The organism is uncultured Agrobacterium sp. (assembly GCA_913777615.1).
Classification (GTDB): domain Bacteria; phylum Pseudomonadota; class Alphaproteobacteria; order Rhizobiales; family Rhizobiaceae; genus Agrobacterium.
In genome coordinates this window covers 35,847-50,147 of sequence record CAJYTK010000019.1, presented here as the reverse complement: position 1 = coordinate 50,147, position 14,301 = coordinate 35,847, and the positions used below count along the sequence as shown (strand labels likewise).

Here is a 14,301-nt window from a genome sequence, read left to right as displayed (position 1 = left end):
CGTCAAAACCCTTCCGGCCATGGCCGGGAGGGTTTTTTGTTTTGCTTTTTAAGGTGTTGCGATCTTCCGGCTTTACTCCCAGCTATCTTGCTGAAATGTCCTTCGATAGCGAAGCTAAGCCAATTTAGCTTTATATAGTTGTGCCTAAAGTATATGGACAGTTACGAGCGTTGGATAGAAAGGGTGTGTACTAAATTATTCGAAATTATGAGCTTAATTAAATGTAAATACTATTAGATGATCTTAACACTATGCATTGCGGGCAAGTTGGACGGATAAGTTCTGTCCACTTCACTTGACGTGATATGTGGTGACGTCTCGGCCATTAGGAAGACGGGTCCGCTATTACATCCGATATTATATGAGGGGATGTTATGAAGTTATCGATCGGCAAGGTTTTGGCTGCTCTGTCAGGCATCATGATTCTTGTGGCAGGGATACAGGGCATCTCCTCGATTATATCCATGTCGCAGATCGAGCAGGGCATCAATGTCATCGTCCGGGAACGCGTCTCCGCCTTCATTGTGATTGGCGCAATCAATGCCGACATTGGAAGCATTCGAAACGCACAGGGCGCCATCGTTATCGCCGATCCCGATGCCCGAGCCGATTTTCAGGCAGAACTCTCCAAAGCCGAGAGTGTTCTGGCCGCCCGGCTTAAGGAGTACGGGGAGCATCTCGTCGATGATGCGGATAAACAGAACTTTCAGAGCTTCAATGCACGATGGGCCGTCGCCAAAAGCGAGTGGGACCAAGTGCAGGCTCTTGTCGACACCAACAAGATGGATGAGGCAAGGTGGTTGTTTGCTGGCGGTGCGTTGAACGCGTACAACCAGGCTAAAATGAGCCTTCAGGAAGCGGTCGACGATATCGAAATGGACGTTCGCGGTGAGGGCGATCACACCGTTGCGGCGGCTGGCACGGCCATTACGCTCAACTATATTGCGCTGGCCGTTGCGCTCACGATCGGCGCTGGCGCGGCGGTCTTTGGCAATCGTTACATCGCAAGGCCGCTGCTACGGATGACGGGAGTGATGCGCAAGCTTTCTTCAGGCGATACCGAAATTGATATTCCTGGCCGTAGCCGCAAGGATGAAATCGGCTCTATGGCTGACGCGGTGGAGGTCTTCCGTCGAAGTGCCATTGAGAACAAGCGGCTTGAAACAGAAGCGGAAGTCAATCGCAAGCGTGCCGAAACGGAGCGGCTTGAGGCGCAGATCAAGGCTGAGGCTGAGGCCGAAGAGCGGCTGCGCGTGGCGACATCTGGTCTGGCCACGGGACTTCGCCGGCTTGCTTCCGGCGACTTGGCTTTCCGCCTTAATGAGACCTTTGCGCCTGATTTTGAACCTCTGCGAACCGACTTCAATCAATCCATTCAGCAGCTTGGCAATACGCTCATTGAGATCTCGCACGCGATCGACGCGATGAACAGCGGAACACGGGAAATCGCCGAAGGCTCCGCAGATCTCTCCCGACGGACTGAGCAGCAAGCAGCGACCCTTGAACAGACAGCGGCGGCGCTGGATGAGATCACCGTCAATGTTGCCAACTCGACAAAGCGAGCACAGGAGGCGACGGGTGCCGCGAGCGAAGCCAACCGGGCAGCAAAAATCTCCGGCAATGTCGTGGCAGCTGCAGTCGACGCCATGCAGCGCATCGAACAGTCTTCGGGCCAGATCTCCAACATCATCGTTGTGATCGACGAGATCGCCTTCCAAACCAATCTACTGGCGCTGAACGCGGGTGTCGAAGCAGCACGCGCTGGCGAAGCCGGCAAAGGCTTCGCGGTTGTCGCTCAAGAGGTGCGCGAACTCGCGCAGCGCTCTGCTCAGGCTGCCAAGGAAATCAAGGAGCTGATCGGCAAGTCGTCGGATGAAGTTGAAAACGGCGTAAAGCTGGTGCAGCAGACTGGCGAAGCGCTCAAGACGATCAGCCATCACGTCGAAGCCGTCAATGCTCATATGGGCGCGATCGCGACTTCGTCTCAGGAGCAGGCGACAGGTCTTTCGGAGGTCAATACGGCCGTCAATCAGATGGACCAGACGACACAGCAGAATGCAGCATTGGTGGAGGAAACCACAACCGCAACTTCTGCCCTGGCAGCAGAGAGCGACAGGCTGCGTATGCTGCTGGAGCAGTTCAAGCTGGCCGATCAAGCCCAGCAGGGCGCGGGCCGCGACGATTACATGCGTATGGCCGGCTGACGCGGAAAACGGCTCCCCTCTGAGACGCAGGGGAGTTCAGGACACATCAAGCGACATCCGCTTCGGCAAGATCTTGCCGAAGCGGTCTAAAGCTCATTCGATGCAGTGGGCAAGCACCATGGACCTCTATGGCGCGAAGATGCACAGGCGTCCCATAGCCTGCATGAAGCTCAAAACCGTAGGCGGCATGCACTGTGCCCGCCCGCTCCATCATCCGGTCTCTGGTAACTTTGGCAACGATCGAAGCGGCAGCGATTGAAAGGGATCGGGCATCTCCCTTGATCACAGCCTTTGCCTCGCAGGACACGCCGGGCGGCTGGTCGCGCCCATCGGCAAGAACCAGACGCGGCGCAAGCTCGAGTCCAAGGACGGCGCGACGCATGGCGTCAAGACTTGCTCTGAGGATGTTGATCCGATCGATCAGTACCGGGCCAGATGACGCCACGGAGACCACGGATGTCTCCAGGATCTTCGTGAACAGTGCTTCCCGCTTGGCCTTTGTCAGCTTCTTGGAGTCATTGAGACCGTCGGGAATGTTGTCGGGATCAAGAATAACTGCAGCGGCTACGACCGGACCGGCCAGAGGTCCGCGGCCAGCCTCATCCGTTCCTGCCACGGGCCACAGGCCGCGCTGGCGCGCTTCAAGCTCCATGCTGAAATCCGGGCTTGGCGGAACAAACTCGAACAGGGCAGGAGAATCGGATGCTGTGCGTCGCTTCATGCGGCGGAAACTTGCACAAACATCCGATCTCCCGCAAGCCCCCGGTGCGGCGATCAAGACAACCCGTGGGGCGTGGTTGTCATCCTTGCCTCATGAAGGCAGGATCGTTTTCTCAAGTGGCGGAAAACGAGAAATCGCACGCGAGGCGGCGGAACCGGGGGCAATGCCGGTACGTCAGGGACGCGCACCGAACATTTCTTCGAAGAGCGGTTTCATGGCGGACACTTCGGTGATCTTATGGAGATACGCCGCGAGCCCATGGCATGCTCGAACATTGATGTGGTCGAGGGTTTTCCTCCATCAAAGCAGGGACAGCTGCACGCCGGCGCCGCCTGGCGGGGCAAACAGATCGTCGCGCAATTGGATGCCCCTGCGAATGAGACCAAGCCTTTTGGTGGCCATCTCGAAGCGGCGACCGATCTGCCAGGCATAGGGCCCGGCACCCTTCATGCGCTTGCCGAACTCAGCATCGTAATCCTTGCCATCGCGCATGGAGCGCACCAACGACATGACGTGGCGATAGCGATCAGGATAGTTGCGCAGCAACCAGTCTCGAAATAGCGGGCTGACCTCCAGAGGAAGCCGTAACAACACATAAGACGCTTCCGTCGCACCTGCGGCTTTACCAGCCTCCAGAACGCGTTCGATTTCATGATCGTTCAACGCAGGAATGACGGGTGCCATCATCACGGCCACCGGAATGCCGGCTTCCGTCAACGCCTTGATCGCCTCCAGACGCTTAGATGGCGTCGATGCCCTGGGTTCCATACTGCGGGCCAACTTGCGGTCGAGCGTCGTGATGGAAATACCGACCTTGATCAGCCCCTTCTTCGCCATGGGTGCGAGGATATCGATGTCGCGCGTGATCAGAGCTGATTTCGTGACGATGGCAACCGGATGCTCTGCCTTCGCCAGAACTTCCAGAATCTGGCGCATGATTCGCCATTCCTTCTCGATCGGCTGATAAGGATCGGTATTGGTACCGATCGCGATCACTCGCGCCTTGTAGCCAGGTTTGGACAACTCCCGTTCCAGAAGCTTGGCCGCGTCGGGTTTTGCAAAGAGCTTTGCTTCGAAGTCCAGCCCAGCTGAAAGGCCCATATAGCTGTGCGTCGGCCGAGCGAAGCAATAGATGCATCCATGCTCGCAGCCGCGATAGGGGTTGATCGAGCGGTCGAATGGAATATCGGGGGAATCGTTGCGGCTGATGATGGTGCGCGGTTTTTCCACCTGCACGTCTGTTTTGAACTCCGGCAGTTCCTCGATGATATCCCATCCATCATTGAAAGCTTCGTGTTGCAGGGCCTCAAATCGACCACCGGGATTGATGCCTGCGCCTCTGCCGCGACGGCGATCAATCTCGATCCTGAGGCCGGAGTCATCTGCCAGCGCATTGGCAATATCGGGCGTATGGCCAGGCTGATAGGCAGCCTGCCCCGAAAGAACATGGTGTCTCATCTGATGCTCCTGACCGGCCTCAGCCAGCGAATTGGATAGAGCAGTCATATCGCACGTACGAGAACAATACAAGAACAAATTCGAGTTGAGGCCGTCTCGGATCTCTGCGCATGGGGTGAGAAGAATGATGCGCGTGCGTTGGATGCATCGATTGATGCTCCTACTTAGCCGTTGTCCGCTGAACAGGCGGCAGAACCCGAAACGATTTTCGAAAGCGATGTAAAGGCTCAAGGCAAAGAGGGTGTGCTCCCACAACAGTGTTTCAATAGATTCGATTTGGGTTTGCAGCGACGATGCTATAGGAGCTTTAGGGGTGGTAAGGGATCGCAAGCGACAAGATTATGCTGACAGTCATCATGGAATGCCGAAACCAGGAGCCTGAGCTTGCGCACACACTGTCTGCGCTGGTCACGGGTGCTGTCGAGGGGTTGGTCAGTGATGTCATTATTCTCGATCATGCCTCGCAGGACGGCTCGGCCCGTGTAGCGGAGGCGGCTGGTTGCCGTTTTCACCAGAGCTGGGAGATGGACGCTGTCGTTCAGTCGATCCGTGGCGAGTGGATATTGGTCATCGAACCAGGTAGTCGTCCGCAAAGCGGCTGGATAGAGGATATCCTCGAATACGTGGCGTTGAACGAAGGCCCGGCCCGGTTTTCACCCTCCCGATACCATAAGCGACCCCTGATCGAGCGGTTGTTGCGCCGTCGCCCGCCGCTCGAGTTCGGTCTTTTGCTAAGCAAACGAGACGCCGCTCGTCTGGCAAAATCCGGACTCCCGCTTGCACAGTTCCCTGTATCGCAAAAAAACCGACAATTGAGGGCAGAACTCGTACCAGCTTGGGCGCTCCGCAGGACGCGTTAGCTCGACCAAGGTAGGCGCAGAATTACGCGGGGGTCATGCGATGACGATAAGCGGTGAAACAAGCAATTGAGGCGTGTAAGCAAATTTGAAAGATCGCCCCGCATCGCTAAGCGTTCGCTTTCAGCCCTTCGAACGGCGTAGATGCTCATCTAGGCGCGGCATGATTTCCACGAAATTGCACGGCATGTGGCGGTAATCCAGCTGCGCCTTCAAGATCCCGTCCCAGGCATCCTTGCAAGCACCGGGCGAGCCCGGCAGAACGAAGATGAAAGTGGTATTGGAAAGCCCCGCTGTTGCCCGTGATTGGATGGTCGACGTGCCGATCTTGTCGTATGAGATACGGTGAAAGACTTCGGAGAAGCCGTCCATTCGCTTGTCGAATAGCGGCTCCAGCGCTTCCGGTGTCACGTCACGCCCCGTGAACCCCGTGCCGCCCGTCGTGATGATGACGTCGATCTCGTCCGACAGCGTCCAAGCCTGTACCTTGCCGCGTATGGCTTGACTGTCGTCCGGGACGATAGCGCGATCCACAAGCCGGTGCCCGGCCTCCTCGATGCGCGCGACAAGCGTATCGCCGGATTTGTCGTCAGCAATCGTGCGCGTGTCCGAGACGGTAAGGACGGCAATGCCCACAGGGATGAACTGTCTCTCGTTAGGCACCTTGTTCTGGCTCATAATGTCCTTCCCGCAATCGTCATTGTCTCCTGAACATACCACCCAGGCTGCGTTTGTCGAAGTGCCGCAGCCGCAGCTTTTGCCTTCTGGATGGTGGGAAAAATCCCGAAGCAGGTGGCACCGGAGCCCGACATGCGGGCAAGCTCTGCCCCCTCTGAGCTCAGCATGGACAAGATAGTATCGATCTCAGGCAGGAGGCTGATAGCGGATGGCTGGAGATCGTTTCTAAGCCTGCCAAGCATTTGCAGTCCACCGGCCTCGTTTTCATCGACTATTGGAGGGAGTGATGGATTGTTCTTTTCCGTCAGAAGGCGAAATATGTGCGGTGTCGAAACGCCCTTTAGCGGGTTTGCGAGCACCATTGACAAGTTTGGAAACCGGGACAGCTGCTCGATTTTCTCACCAATGCCGCGTGCAATCAGTGGTGTGCTGGTCAGACACATGGGCACGTCGGCTCCAAGTGCCAAGGCCATCTCTTGCAGGGTGAGATCGCCAATTTCCAACTTCCAGTGCCGCCTCAGTCCCCTAAGAGCCGCGGCAGCATCCGCCGAACCGCCACCAATGCCGGACGCAATCGGCAGATTCTTTTCAAGATGGATCGCGACTGGTCGCGTGGCTGACCCATTCTTTACCGCGAAGTTGCGGAAAAGATCGCGGGCCTTCAGTACCAGATTTTCACTGGAACCGCTCGCCATCAGTTCCGGGGCAAACCGGCCGGATATGGAAAACCCGTCTTCTTCCGCTTCGCGGAAGTGGAGCACATCGCCCGCCAGCGTAAATGTCACCAGCGTTTCTAGAAGATGATAACCGTCTTCCCGCTGACCCGTCACGTGCAGGGCGAGATTGATTTTTGCCGGAGCGGCCTCGATGGTTTCGACCGCTCCATGTCCGTCAGCCGAAGCCATTCGGACGTCAGGATTTCTTGTCCGGGGCAGGCGCCGGTGGTGCGGGAGGCGGCAAAGCCTGATCTTTCTTTGCGGTATTTTGCGCGTCCTTCTCCAGCGGCGGCAGGCCGTTGGCGATCTTTTCCTTCACCTTTGCCTTGTCCACGTCGTCGCTGTCTCCAATCAGCGCGCGGTTCCACTGATAGACGGCTTCAAGCTTGCGCCCGACGCGCCAATAGGCATCTCCGAGGTGATCGTTGATCGTTGGGTCGCCAGCGCGAAGCTCGACAGCGCGCTCGAGTTCGGTCACTGCCTCGTCGAAGGCGCCAAGGCGGTAATGCGCCCAGCCGAGCGAATCGACGATGTAGCCGTCATTTGGCCGAAGCTCCACTGCGCGGCGGATCATCTCAATGCCTTGGTCGAGGTTCATATTCTTGTCGACCCAGGAATAGCCAAGATAGTTCAAAACCTGTGGCTGGTCAGGGTTCAGTTCCAATGCACGCTTGAAATTCGGCTCGGCCTTGTCCCACTGTTTCAGGCGCTCATAGGCAATGCCACGCTGGAAGAAGATGGTCCAGTCGGTCTTTTTCGGAACAGCTCCGATGACCTCCACCGCCTTGTCGTAGTTGGCTGCCATCGCGGCGTAGTCTTTTGCATCCGAAAGGACGGCGCCGTAGGCAAGGTAGGAGCGAATATCGTCAGGATCGGATTCGAGCAGCGCCTTCAGATGCTGACGCGCCTCGTCCATCTTGCCGGTCTGCGACAGCGTCAAGCCAAGCTGAAGCTCCGAAATCCGGTGCATGGGCGAATCGGCGGGCACTTCGCGGTAGAACTCGATTGCACGCTCCGGCATCTTCTGTGCCTCGGCCAGGCCGCCAAGCAGAATGAGCGTGTCGGCGCTTTTCGGGTCCAGTGCGCGCGAAGCCTGAAGATAAAGTGTGACAATCTCTTCCGCACCGTCTCGATTCAGCGCGCCGGCAATCGAGAACATTACCGAGGCAGCACCTTCTACAGGGGTCTGAACCTGCTGATCCGGCTTTTCGCCTTTTTCGATGCTCTGCCTGAGTGCCTTCAAGGGCGCGTAATTCGGTGCAAACCCGTCGCCGACAGCAATCGTATCCAGCGCCTTCTGCTTGTTGCCAGCTTTCGCTTCCAGCCGGGCCAGCGCCATGACGGCGCGCATATAGGTGTCCGTCGCCGTGGCGCCGCCTTCACGGTCGGCCACCGCTTCGCTGAGGCTTTTGCGTGCCGCCTCCGTATTGCCTGTAACAAGCGCGATGGACCCTGCATTGTACTTCTGGAAGATAGAGAACCAACCGGGACCCTTCATGCCATTGACCATGGCAAGCGCTTCCTTGCTTTTTCCAGAGCCAGCGCGAGCCCAGGCGGCTAGAAGCGTGTTGACCATCCGGTCCAGATCGTTCGGTCCGCTATATTTCAGAATCTTCTCCGCGGAGGAAAATTCCTTGTGCTTGATGGCAGCGAGCGCACGCACGATCGTCGTCACGCGCTCTACGGAGCTGTCATCCTTCAAGCTGTCGGCGATTTTCGCACCGGCCTCGAAGTCACCGCTCAGCAGCTGCGCAATCATCAGACGTTGACGGATTTCAGTGTTGGCCGTGTCGAAATCGAGAGCCTTCTCGTAAAGCGTAATCGCTGTCTTGTAATCCTGATCGACATCGGCGGTGCGGGCGGCCAGAAACGCACCCGAGAAGGTGTTGACCTTCGCCGGATCGAACTTGACGGCCTCTTCGGTCTTGCTATCGGCGGGCTTCGTCTCTGCCAGCGCAACAGTGCCTGCGCCCATTGTGAGGGCGGCGATGAAAGCCGCGCTGCAGAGAAGACGAAATGCTGGTTTGCGCCGCATGAAGGAACCTTTGCTCTTGTGCTTACGTACCGAAAAATCAGCTTTAAGCTCTACAGCCTCAAGGCTTAGAAATGCCCACGCACACTGCATCGCTTCAGATAGGTCATGGCTTTCGAGATCGAAATCGAGTCAGGAAGCCGCCAAACTACCGCATGATAGAATGGCTTTTTTGAAGCAGCCCTGCAAGAAATTCCGCCGCTCATCTGAGCTCTTTAACATGGTTTCGCGGTGACGATGTCCGTCAGTTGACGCGCTGGATGCAGAAGTCGATGACTTCCATGAGCGCGTCCTTCCATGGGCTTTTCGGCAGCGGCGCCAAGGCGTCGCGTGCAATTGTGCCGTAGTGATTGGCGCGAGAGATCGTGTCCGTCAGCCCGTTATATTTCTTGATCAGGCCAAGTGCTACGTCGAGATTCTCATCCGTGCTTTCGCCGTTTTCAATCGCTCGCTTCCAGAACGCCCGCTCATCGGCCGTGCCACGGCGATAGGACAGGATGACCGGCAGGGTGATCTTGCCCTCGCGGAAATCGTCGCCCGTGTTTTTGCCGAGATCGGCGGAATGGCCGCCATAATCCAGAACATCGTCCACAAGCTGGAAAGCCAGACCGAGATTCATTCCGTAGGACTTCAGTGCGCCGCGGGTGGCCTTGTCGGTCTTGGCAACGATAGGTCCCACTTCCGCTGCCGCCGCAAAGAGAGCGGCCGTCTTGGCACGGATAACCTGGAGATAGTCGTCTTCCGTCGTTTCCATGTTCTTGGCGACAGAAAGCTGCAGCACCTCGCCTTCGGCAATGACGGAAGCGGCTGTCGAGAGAACGTCCAGCGCGTCCAGCGATCCGACATCCACCATCATGCGGAAGGCCTGACCTAGCAGGAAGTCGCCGACGAGAACGCTCGCCTGGTTGCCCCAAATGGTACGCGCCGTGGATTTGCCGCGACGTAAATCGCTCTCATCCACCACGTCGTCGTGGAGGAGGGTGGCCGTGTGCATGAATTCGACGCTGGTGGCAAGCTTGATATGATGGTCGCCGTCGTAACCGAACATGGATGCCGATGCGAGCGTGAGCATCGGGCGCAGACGCTTGCCGCCGGACGAGATCAGGTGGTTTGCCACTTCCGGGATCATCTGCACATCCGACCCGGCTTTGGACAGGATAAGCTGATTGACGCGTTCCATATCTGGACGCGTCAGGTCGACAAGCGGCTTGACGGATGCGAGTTTGTTTTTGCTTTCTTCAAGCGGTATGACGACGCCCAACGGACCGGACTCCTATTCGATTTCGGTTTCGACAATAGAAAGCGACGATGGTGGCGGCAAGTGTGGAATTGCCTCAGAACCTTCAAAAATACGGGATGTGGAAACTCATTGATGCGTGAATTGATCCGAACGAATGATGCCGTCCTGCTTTCTTTTGCGGAAAGCCTGATGAAGGATGCCGGCATCCATTGTCTGATTGCCGATCAGGGCATGAGCATTCTGGAGGGATCGCTCGGCCTTCTGCCCCGCCGGTTCCTCGTGGAGGATGACAGATCCGAGCAGGCGCGTCGGATCCTGATCGATGCGGGGCTTGCCGACGAATTGCGGGACGAGGCCTGATCAACGATGACGTCGCAGACCGTCGACGCTTTTCACCGGGGCCGGTTTCACCTGGTTCAGCCGAAGGGCAGGGGGCACCGGGCTGGCATGGATGCCATGTTGCTTGCCTCGCTCGTGGCCGATGACATGCGGTGCCGTGTGGCGGATCTCGGTGCTGGCGCAGGCGCTGCGGGATTTGCCGTCGCTGCCCGTCTGGAAAAAGCGGAGGTCACGCTTTTCGAATATGTGCCCGAGATGGTCGATTTCGCCACCCGTAGCATTGCTCTGCCGGAAAATGCGCATCTCGCGAGCCGGCTGACCGTTCGTCAGGCAGATGTGACGCTGCGCGCTAAAGCCCGTGCCGAGGCGGGTCTCATCGACGATCACTTCGATCATGTCATCATGAACCCGCCCTATAATGATTCGGGCGATCGCAAGACGCCGGATGAGCTGAAGGCGCGGGCGCATGCCATGACGGATGATCTTTTCGAGCACTGGATCAGAACGGCAGGCGCCATCGTGGTTCCGGGCGGGCAATTATCCCTTATCGCCCGACCGCAATCGGTGGCCGATATCATCGCCGCATGCGGGCGTCGTTTCGGTGGTCTGGAAATCACCCTCATTCACCCAAGGCCTGGTGAAGACGCCGTGCGGATGCTCGTCACCGCCATCAAGGGTTCACGCGCGCGTCTGACATTTCGCGCCCCGCTCATCATGCATGAACAGGAAAGCCACGCATTCTCCCCCTTCGTTGACGAACTGAACAATGGCCGTGCCGCCTATCGGCGCAATGACAAAAGCCTCCATTCTCGAGCCTAGGTGTATCGTCCGCTCTGCACACAGCAAACGAATTTCCGTGACCACCATTGCGTTTATCCCGACGATACATACATCCCTCTTCACGATGAACGACCAAGAGGATGAGATGGCCGGGTTTTTGAAGCGCATTGTGCCGAAGCGGTTTCGCAAGCAGGAATTGGTCGTGCCAGTGGTGCGCATGCATGGTGCGATCATGGCGGGTGGCAGCCAGCTTCGCCCGGCTCTCAACCTTGCAGGCTATGCGCCGCTGCTCGACAAAGCCTTCGGCATGAAAGATGCGCCGGTCGTCGCCATCTCTTTGAATTCTCCCGGTGGCTCACCGGTTCAGTCGCGCATGATCTACAACCGAATTCGCCAGCTGGCCGAAGAGAAGGACAAGAAGGTTCTGATCTTCGTCGAGGATGTCGCAGCCTCCGGTGGCTACATGATTGCGCTGGCAGGCGACGAGATCATCGCCGATCCCACCTCCATCGTAGGCTCCATCGGCGTCGTTTCCGGCGGCTTTGGTTTTCCCGAAATGCTGCGCAAGATCGGCGTGGAACGCCGCGTCTATACGTCCGGCAAGAACAAGGCGATCCTCGATCCCTTCCAGCCGGAGAAGGAAGGCGACATCGAGTATCTGAAGTCGCTTCAGTCCGAAATCCACAATGTCTTCATCGACATGGTCAAGCTTCGCCGTGGCGCGAAATTGAAGGACGATCCCGCTCTCTTCTCGGGCCTGTTCTGGACGGGCATGCGTGGCGTCGATCTCGGCCTCGTCGATGGGCTCGGCGACATGAAGGACGTGCTGCGCCGACGCTATGGCGAGAAGGTCAAACTACAGTTGATCAGCGGTGCAAGAAACCTGTTCGGCAAGAAAGTGCCAGGCGTCGATCTTTCCGCCCAGGCGATTGCCGCTTCCGCGGCTTCGGGACTTGCGGAGGTCGCGCAAGAAAAGGCATTGTGGGCCAGATACGGATTGTGATGGACGCGATTTAAATGGCCCAATTGATAACGCTCGCCCTGCTCGTGATCGGGGCGATCATCCTCTACCGGCGCTTTGTGACGGATGCCGAGAAGCTGTCCGCCAAGTCGAAGCGGCAGGAGAAGGAGCGCCAGACGGGCGCGACCGGCACCTTGGTCAAGGACCCGACGACGGGCGAATATCGCGTCAAGAGAGAAGACGAGGTTTAAGCGTGGCGCGGTTCGCTGGCCGCGATGATTGCTATGCTTGCTCATCGCCAGAAGTACTTCGCGACGAACCGACGAACCGACGAACCGACGAGCGTGAGGGCGCAACGGCGGCTACCAGCCGCCACCACCACAGCCGCCGCCACCAGAGCCGGAAAAGCCGCCTCCTGAGAAACTCGATGATGACGACTGCGGAATCGTCGTCGAAATGGTTGACGCCACGGAGGACGAGAACGCACCGATCCAGTCGCTAGGGCCTTTCACGAGACCGTAGTACCAGCCCGGCACATAGTTTTCGGAATCCTCTGTCGCTTTTGAAAACCACCTCTCGAATGCCTCGGTCCAAGGTTCCTCGACATTGAGCGCCACTGCATAAGGCAGCAGCGTTTCAAAATGCCGCGGCGACATTGTCGGCGCCCCTTGTATGTTCATGCGGTCTTTTTCCGCGACACGCAGATAGAGACGCAGACCTTCAATCTCATCCATGACTTTGCGACCGAGCGGTGTCGGTGCGTCCATCAGAGAGAAGAAGAGTATGTTGATCAGGGTGATGAGTCCGGCGGCCCCAAGGCCAATCAAGTTCGGCTCGCGTGTGATCTCGAACCAGACTAGGCCGACGATGTATGCGCCGTATGCGATCATTCCGTATGCGAGAAGAGATAACAGCGCAATCCCGCCGAGCTTGTCCTTGAGCGATGCCTTAGGGTGCAGGAGGTCCCCGATCCAAATCGTTAATAGCGCGATCATTACTGGCACACATACGTAAGCGACGAGCATGAACTCCCACATGTTGTCTTTGTGTTGAGAGAAATACACCGTTCCAATTACAAAGGCGGCGCTGACAAGGAAGCCTACCGCGCTGTAGATGATGTTACTCTTGAAGTACCTGCCTTTATGTTCCTTTTCGACAGCAGCGAAAAAACGCTTTCCCATTTTCTCAACGGCCCTGCCGGTATCCTCATTAATGGTGAAGCTATGACTGGGTGGCCCGATGGTCGTGAGCAGTGTTTTTTGTCCGACAGGCAGGCTGTCGTCCATTTGCTTGGGCGTGCGGTGCATAATGATGGCGTCGTCCAGATTCTCGATCTCGACATAGCCTTTGACGGCAAGATCGAGCGCGCTGGCGGAAACGGCCGTCCATCCATCTTCTTCAAAACCCTGATGGTCGATATAGTTCATCAGCCCGGGTGAAACACCCTCAGGCGGGTCCCAGCGCGGTACGATGATGCCCGCGGCAGGATCGCGGCCAACCGCGTGCCACGCCTTGAAGTAGTAGGCCAGCACGACCAGTAGACCGACGCATCCTATGATCATCGTGTTATGATCTCGTATCCACCATTTAAGTTGCAGCACAGTCGAGGGCCGATCTAGCACACCTTTCGGCAGCTTCACCGCCACTGTCATACCTTCGCCCTTGCTGAAGGGGCGGGTCGATAGGAACGATGTCCTGTCGCCTTCGATCACGACGCGTGCGTCCTTGCCTACTGCGCCAGGTGGGCCGGTGAAAACTATGGTTTCGCTCGGGCGTGCTCCGTTCGGCAGGAAGATGGTGGCAGAGATATCTCTCATAGGAAATTCCCAGCCATTGCCTGTCACGTTCCAGGTCAATTCGTGATAAGTCTCGAAGTGGCGGATCTGTCTGTCTGTCGTATAGGTGATCTGAAAGACATGATCGCCCTTCGTCAGCACATGATCGGCGTCACCAACATAAATGCGAATACCGCCATCGATCCATTTCGTATCCCAGTACTCCACCGCACCGTCACGCTTCACCGAAACGATATTGAATCCGACTTTGGTGATTTTGCCGTCAGCATCCAAGGTGTAGAGCGGAAAATCCCGATAGATACCGTGTTTGATGCGATCCCCTTCCGCCCGGGCCTTGATGGTTTCGGTCACCGTCAACTCGCCATTTTTGGCGATGGTGATCGTGGAATCGTAGGAGAGGATGAATTCTTCGGCGGAGGCCGGCAGCACCATGGCGAGAAAGAAAAACAGCGCAAGAAATCTGGCAAAAGTGGTCGTCACGTAAAATCTTCTCCAGATGTCAGGCTGTCGTCAAGTCGT

The 14,301-nt window shown here is 57.2% G+C and carries 13 protein-coding genes; 6 read left to right on the top strand and 7 right to left on the bottom strand.

The genetic code is table 11. The annotated features are described in order from the left end of the window. Positions 1-374: 374 nt before the first annotated feature. Positions 375-2,204, top strand: a complete 1,830-nt coding sequence (locus QZ862_RS17300; RefSeq protein ID WP_296101146.1) for a methyl-accepting chemotaxis protein — start codon at positions 375-377, stop codon at positions 2,202-2,204. Between the two features lie 46 nt (positions 2,205-2,250). Here QZ862_RS17300 and QZ862_RS17295 read toward each other — a convergent pair whose 3' ends face one another. Both QZ862_RS17295 and QZ862_RS17290 read right to left on the bottom strand, forming a co-directional pair. Next, positions 2,251-2,925, bottom strand: coding sequence for a ribonuclease HII (locus QZ862_RS17295; protein ID WP_296041421.1), 675 nt, complete (start codon positions 2,923-2,925; stop codon positions 2,251-2,253). A 300-nt stretch (positions 2,926-3,225) separates the two neighbouring features. Further along, entirely contained in the window at positions 3,226-4,383 is a 1,158-nt protein-coding gene (locus QZ862_RS17290) for a PA0069 family radical SAM protein (RefSeq protein ID WP_296101145.1), read from the bottom strand. 341 nt (positions 4,384-4,724) lie between these two features. On the opposite strand from QZ862_RS17290, the gene QZ862_RS17285 reads away from it, so the two are divergent. Further along, on the top strand, positions 4,725-5,243 hold the full coding sequence (locus tag QZ862_RS17285; RefSeq protein WP_296101144.1) for a glycosyltransferase family A protein: 519 nt from the start codon (positions 4,725-4,727) through the stop codon (positions 5,241-5,243). A gap of 120 nt (positions 5,244-5,363) precedes the next feature. On the opposite strand, the gene moaB is transcribed toward QZ862_RS17285, so the two are convergent. The 4 genes from moaB to QZ862_RS17265 all read right to left on the bottom strand — a co-directional run bounded on the left by moaB (position 5,364) and on the right by QZ862_RS17265 (position 9,927). After that, positions 5,364-5,918, bottom strand: coding sequence for a molybdenum cofactor biosynthesis protein B (gene moaB / locus QZ862_RS17280; protein ID WP_296016761.1), 555 nt, complete (start codon positions 5,916-5,918; stop codon positions 5,364-5,366). Then, the gene (locus QZ862_RS17275) at positions 5,915-6,823 is read right to left on the bottom strand and encodes a 4-(cytidine 5'-diphospho)-2-C-methyl-D-erythritol kinase (RefSeq protein WP_296101143.1); all 909 of its coding nucleotides are present in this window, start codon (positions 6,821-6,823) and stop codon (positions 5,915-5,917) included. The genes moaB and QZ862_RS17275 overlap by 4 nt, the downstream gene beginning before the upstream one ends. Positions 6,824-6,830: 7 nt before the next feature. Continuing rightward, the gene (locus tag QZ862_RS17270) at positions 6,831-8,669 is read right to left on the bottom strand and encodes a tetratricopeptide repeat protein (RefSeq protein ID WP_296041406.1); all 1,839 of its coding nucleotides are present in this window, start codon (positions 8,667-8,669) and stop codon (positions 6,831-6,833) included. 241 nt (positions 8,670-8,910) lie between these two features. After that, positions 8,911-9,927, bottom strand: a complete 1,017-nt coding sequence (locus QZ862_RS17265) for a polyprenyl synthetase family protein (protein ID WP_296016754.1) — start codon at positions 9,925-9,927, stop codon at positions 8,911-8,913. A gap of 111 nt (positions 9,928-10,038) precedes the next feature. Here QZ862_RS17265 and QZ862_RS17260 point away from each other — a divergent pair, with 111 nt between their 5' ends. The 4 genes from QZ862_RS17260 to QZ862_RS17245 all read left to right on the top strand — a co-directional run bounded on the left by QZ862_RS17260 (position 10,039) and on the right by QZ862_RS17245 (position 12,237). Then, positions 10,039-10,266, top strand: a complete 228-nt coding sequence (locus QZ862_RS17260) for a DUF2007 domain-containing protein (RefSeq protein WP_112358867.1) — start codon at positions 10,039-10,041, stop codon at positions 10,264-10,266. Positions 10,267-10,272: 6 nt separating this feature from the next. Continuing rightward, the gene (locus tag QZ862_RS17255; protein WP_296101141.1) at positions 10,273-11,064 is read left to right on the top strand and encodes a tRNA1(Val) (adenine(37)-N6)-methyltransferase; all 792 of its coding nucleotides are present in this window, start codon (positions 10,273-10,275) and stop codon (positions 11,062-11,064) included. A 106-nt stretch (positions 11,065-11,170) separates the two neighbouring features. Beyond that, positions 11,171-12,028, top strand: a complete 858-nt coding sequence (locus QZ862_RS17250; protein ID WP_296101172.1) for a S49 family peptidase — start codon at positions 11,171-11,173, stop codon at positions 12,026-12,028. Positions 12,029-12,042: 14 nt separating this feature from the next. Further along, positions 12,043-12,237 (top strand): hypothetical protein, encoded by a 195-nt coding sequence (locus QZ862_RS17245; RefSeq protein WP_062425942.1) that lies wholly within the window; start codon positions 12,043-12,045, stop codon positions 12,235-12,237. Between the two features lie 111 nt (positions 12,238-12,348). Here QZ862_RS17245 and QZ862_RS17240 read toward each other — a convergent pair whose 3' ends face one another. Further along, positions 12,349-14,214, bottom strand: a complete 1,866-nt coding sequence (locus QZ862_RS17240; RefSeq protein WP_296101140.1) for a DUF2207 domain-containing protein — start codon at positions 14,212-14,214, stop codon at positions 12,349-12,351. Positions 14,215-14,301 lie beyond the last annotated feature (87 nt).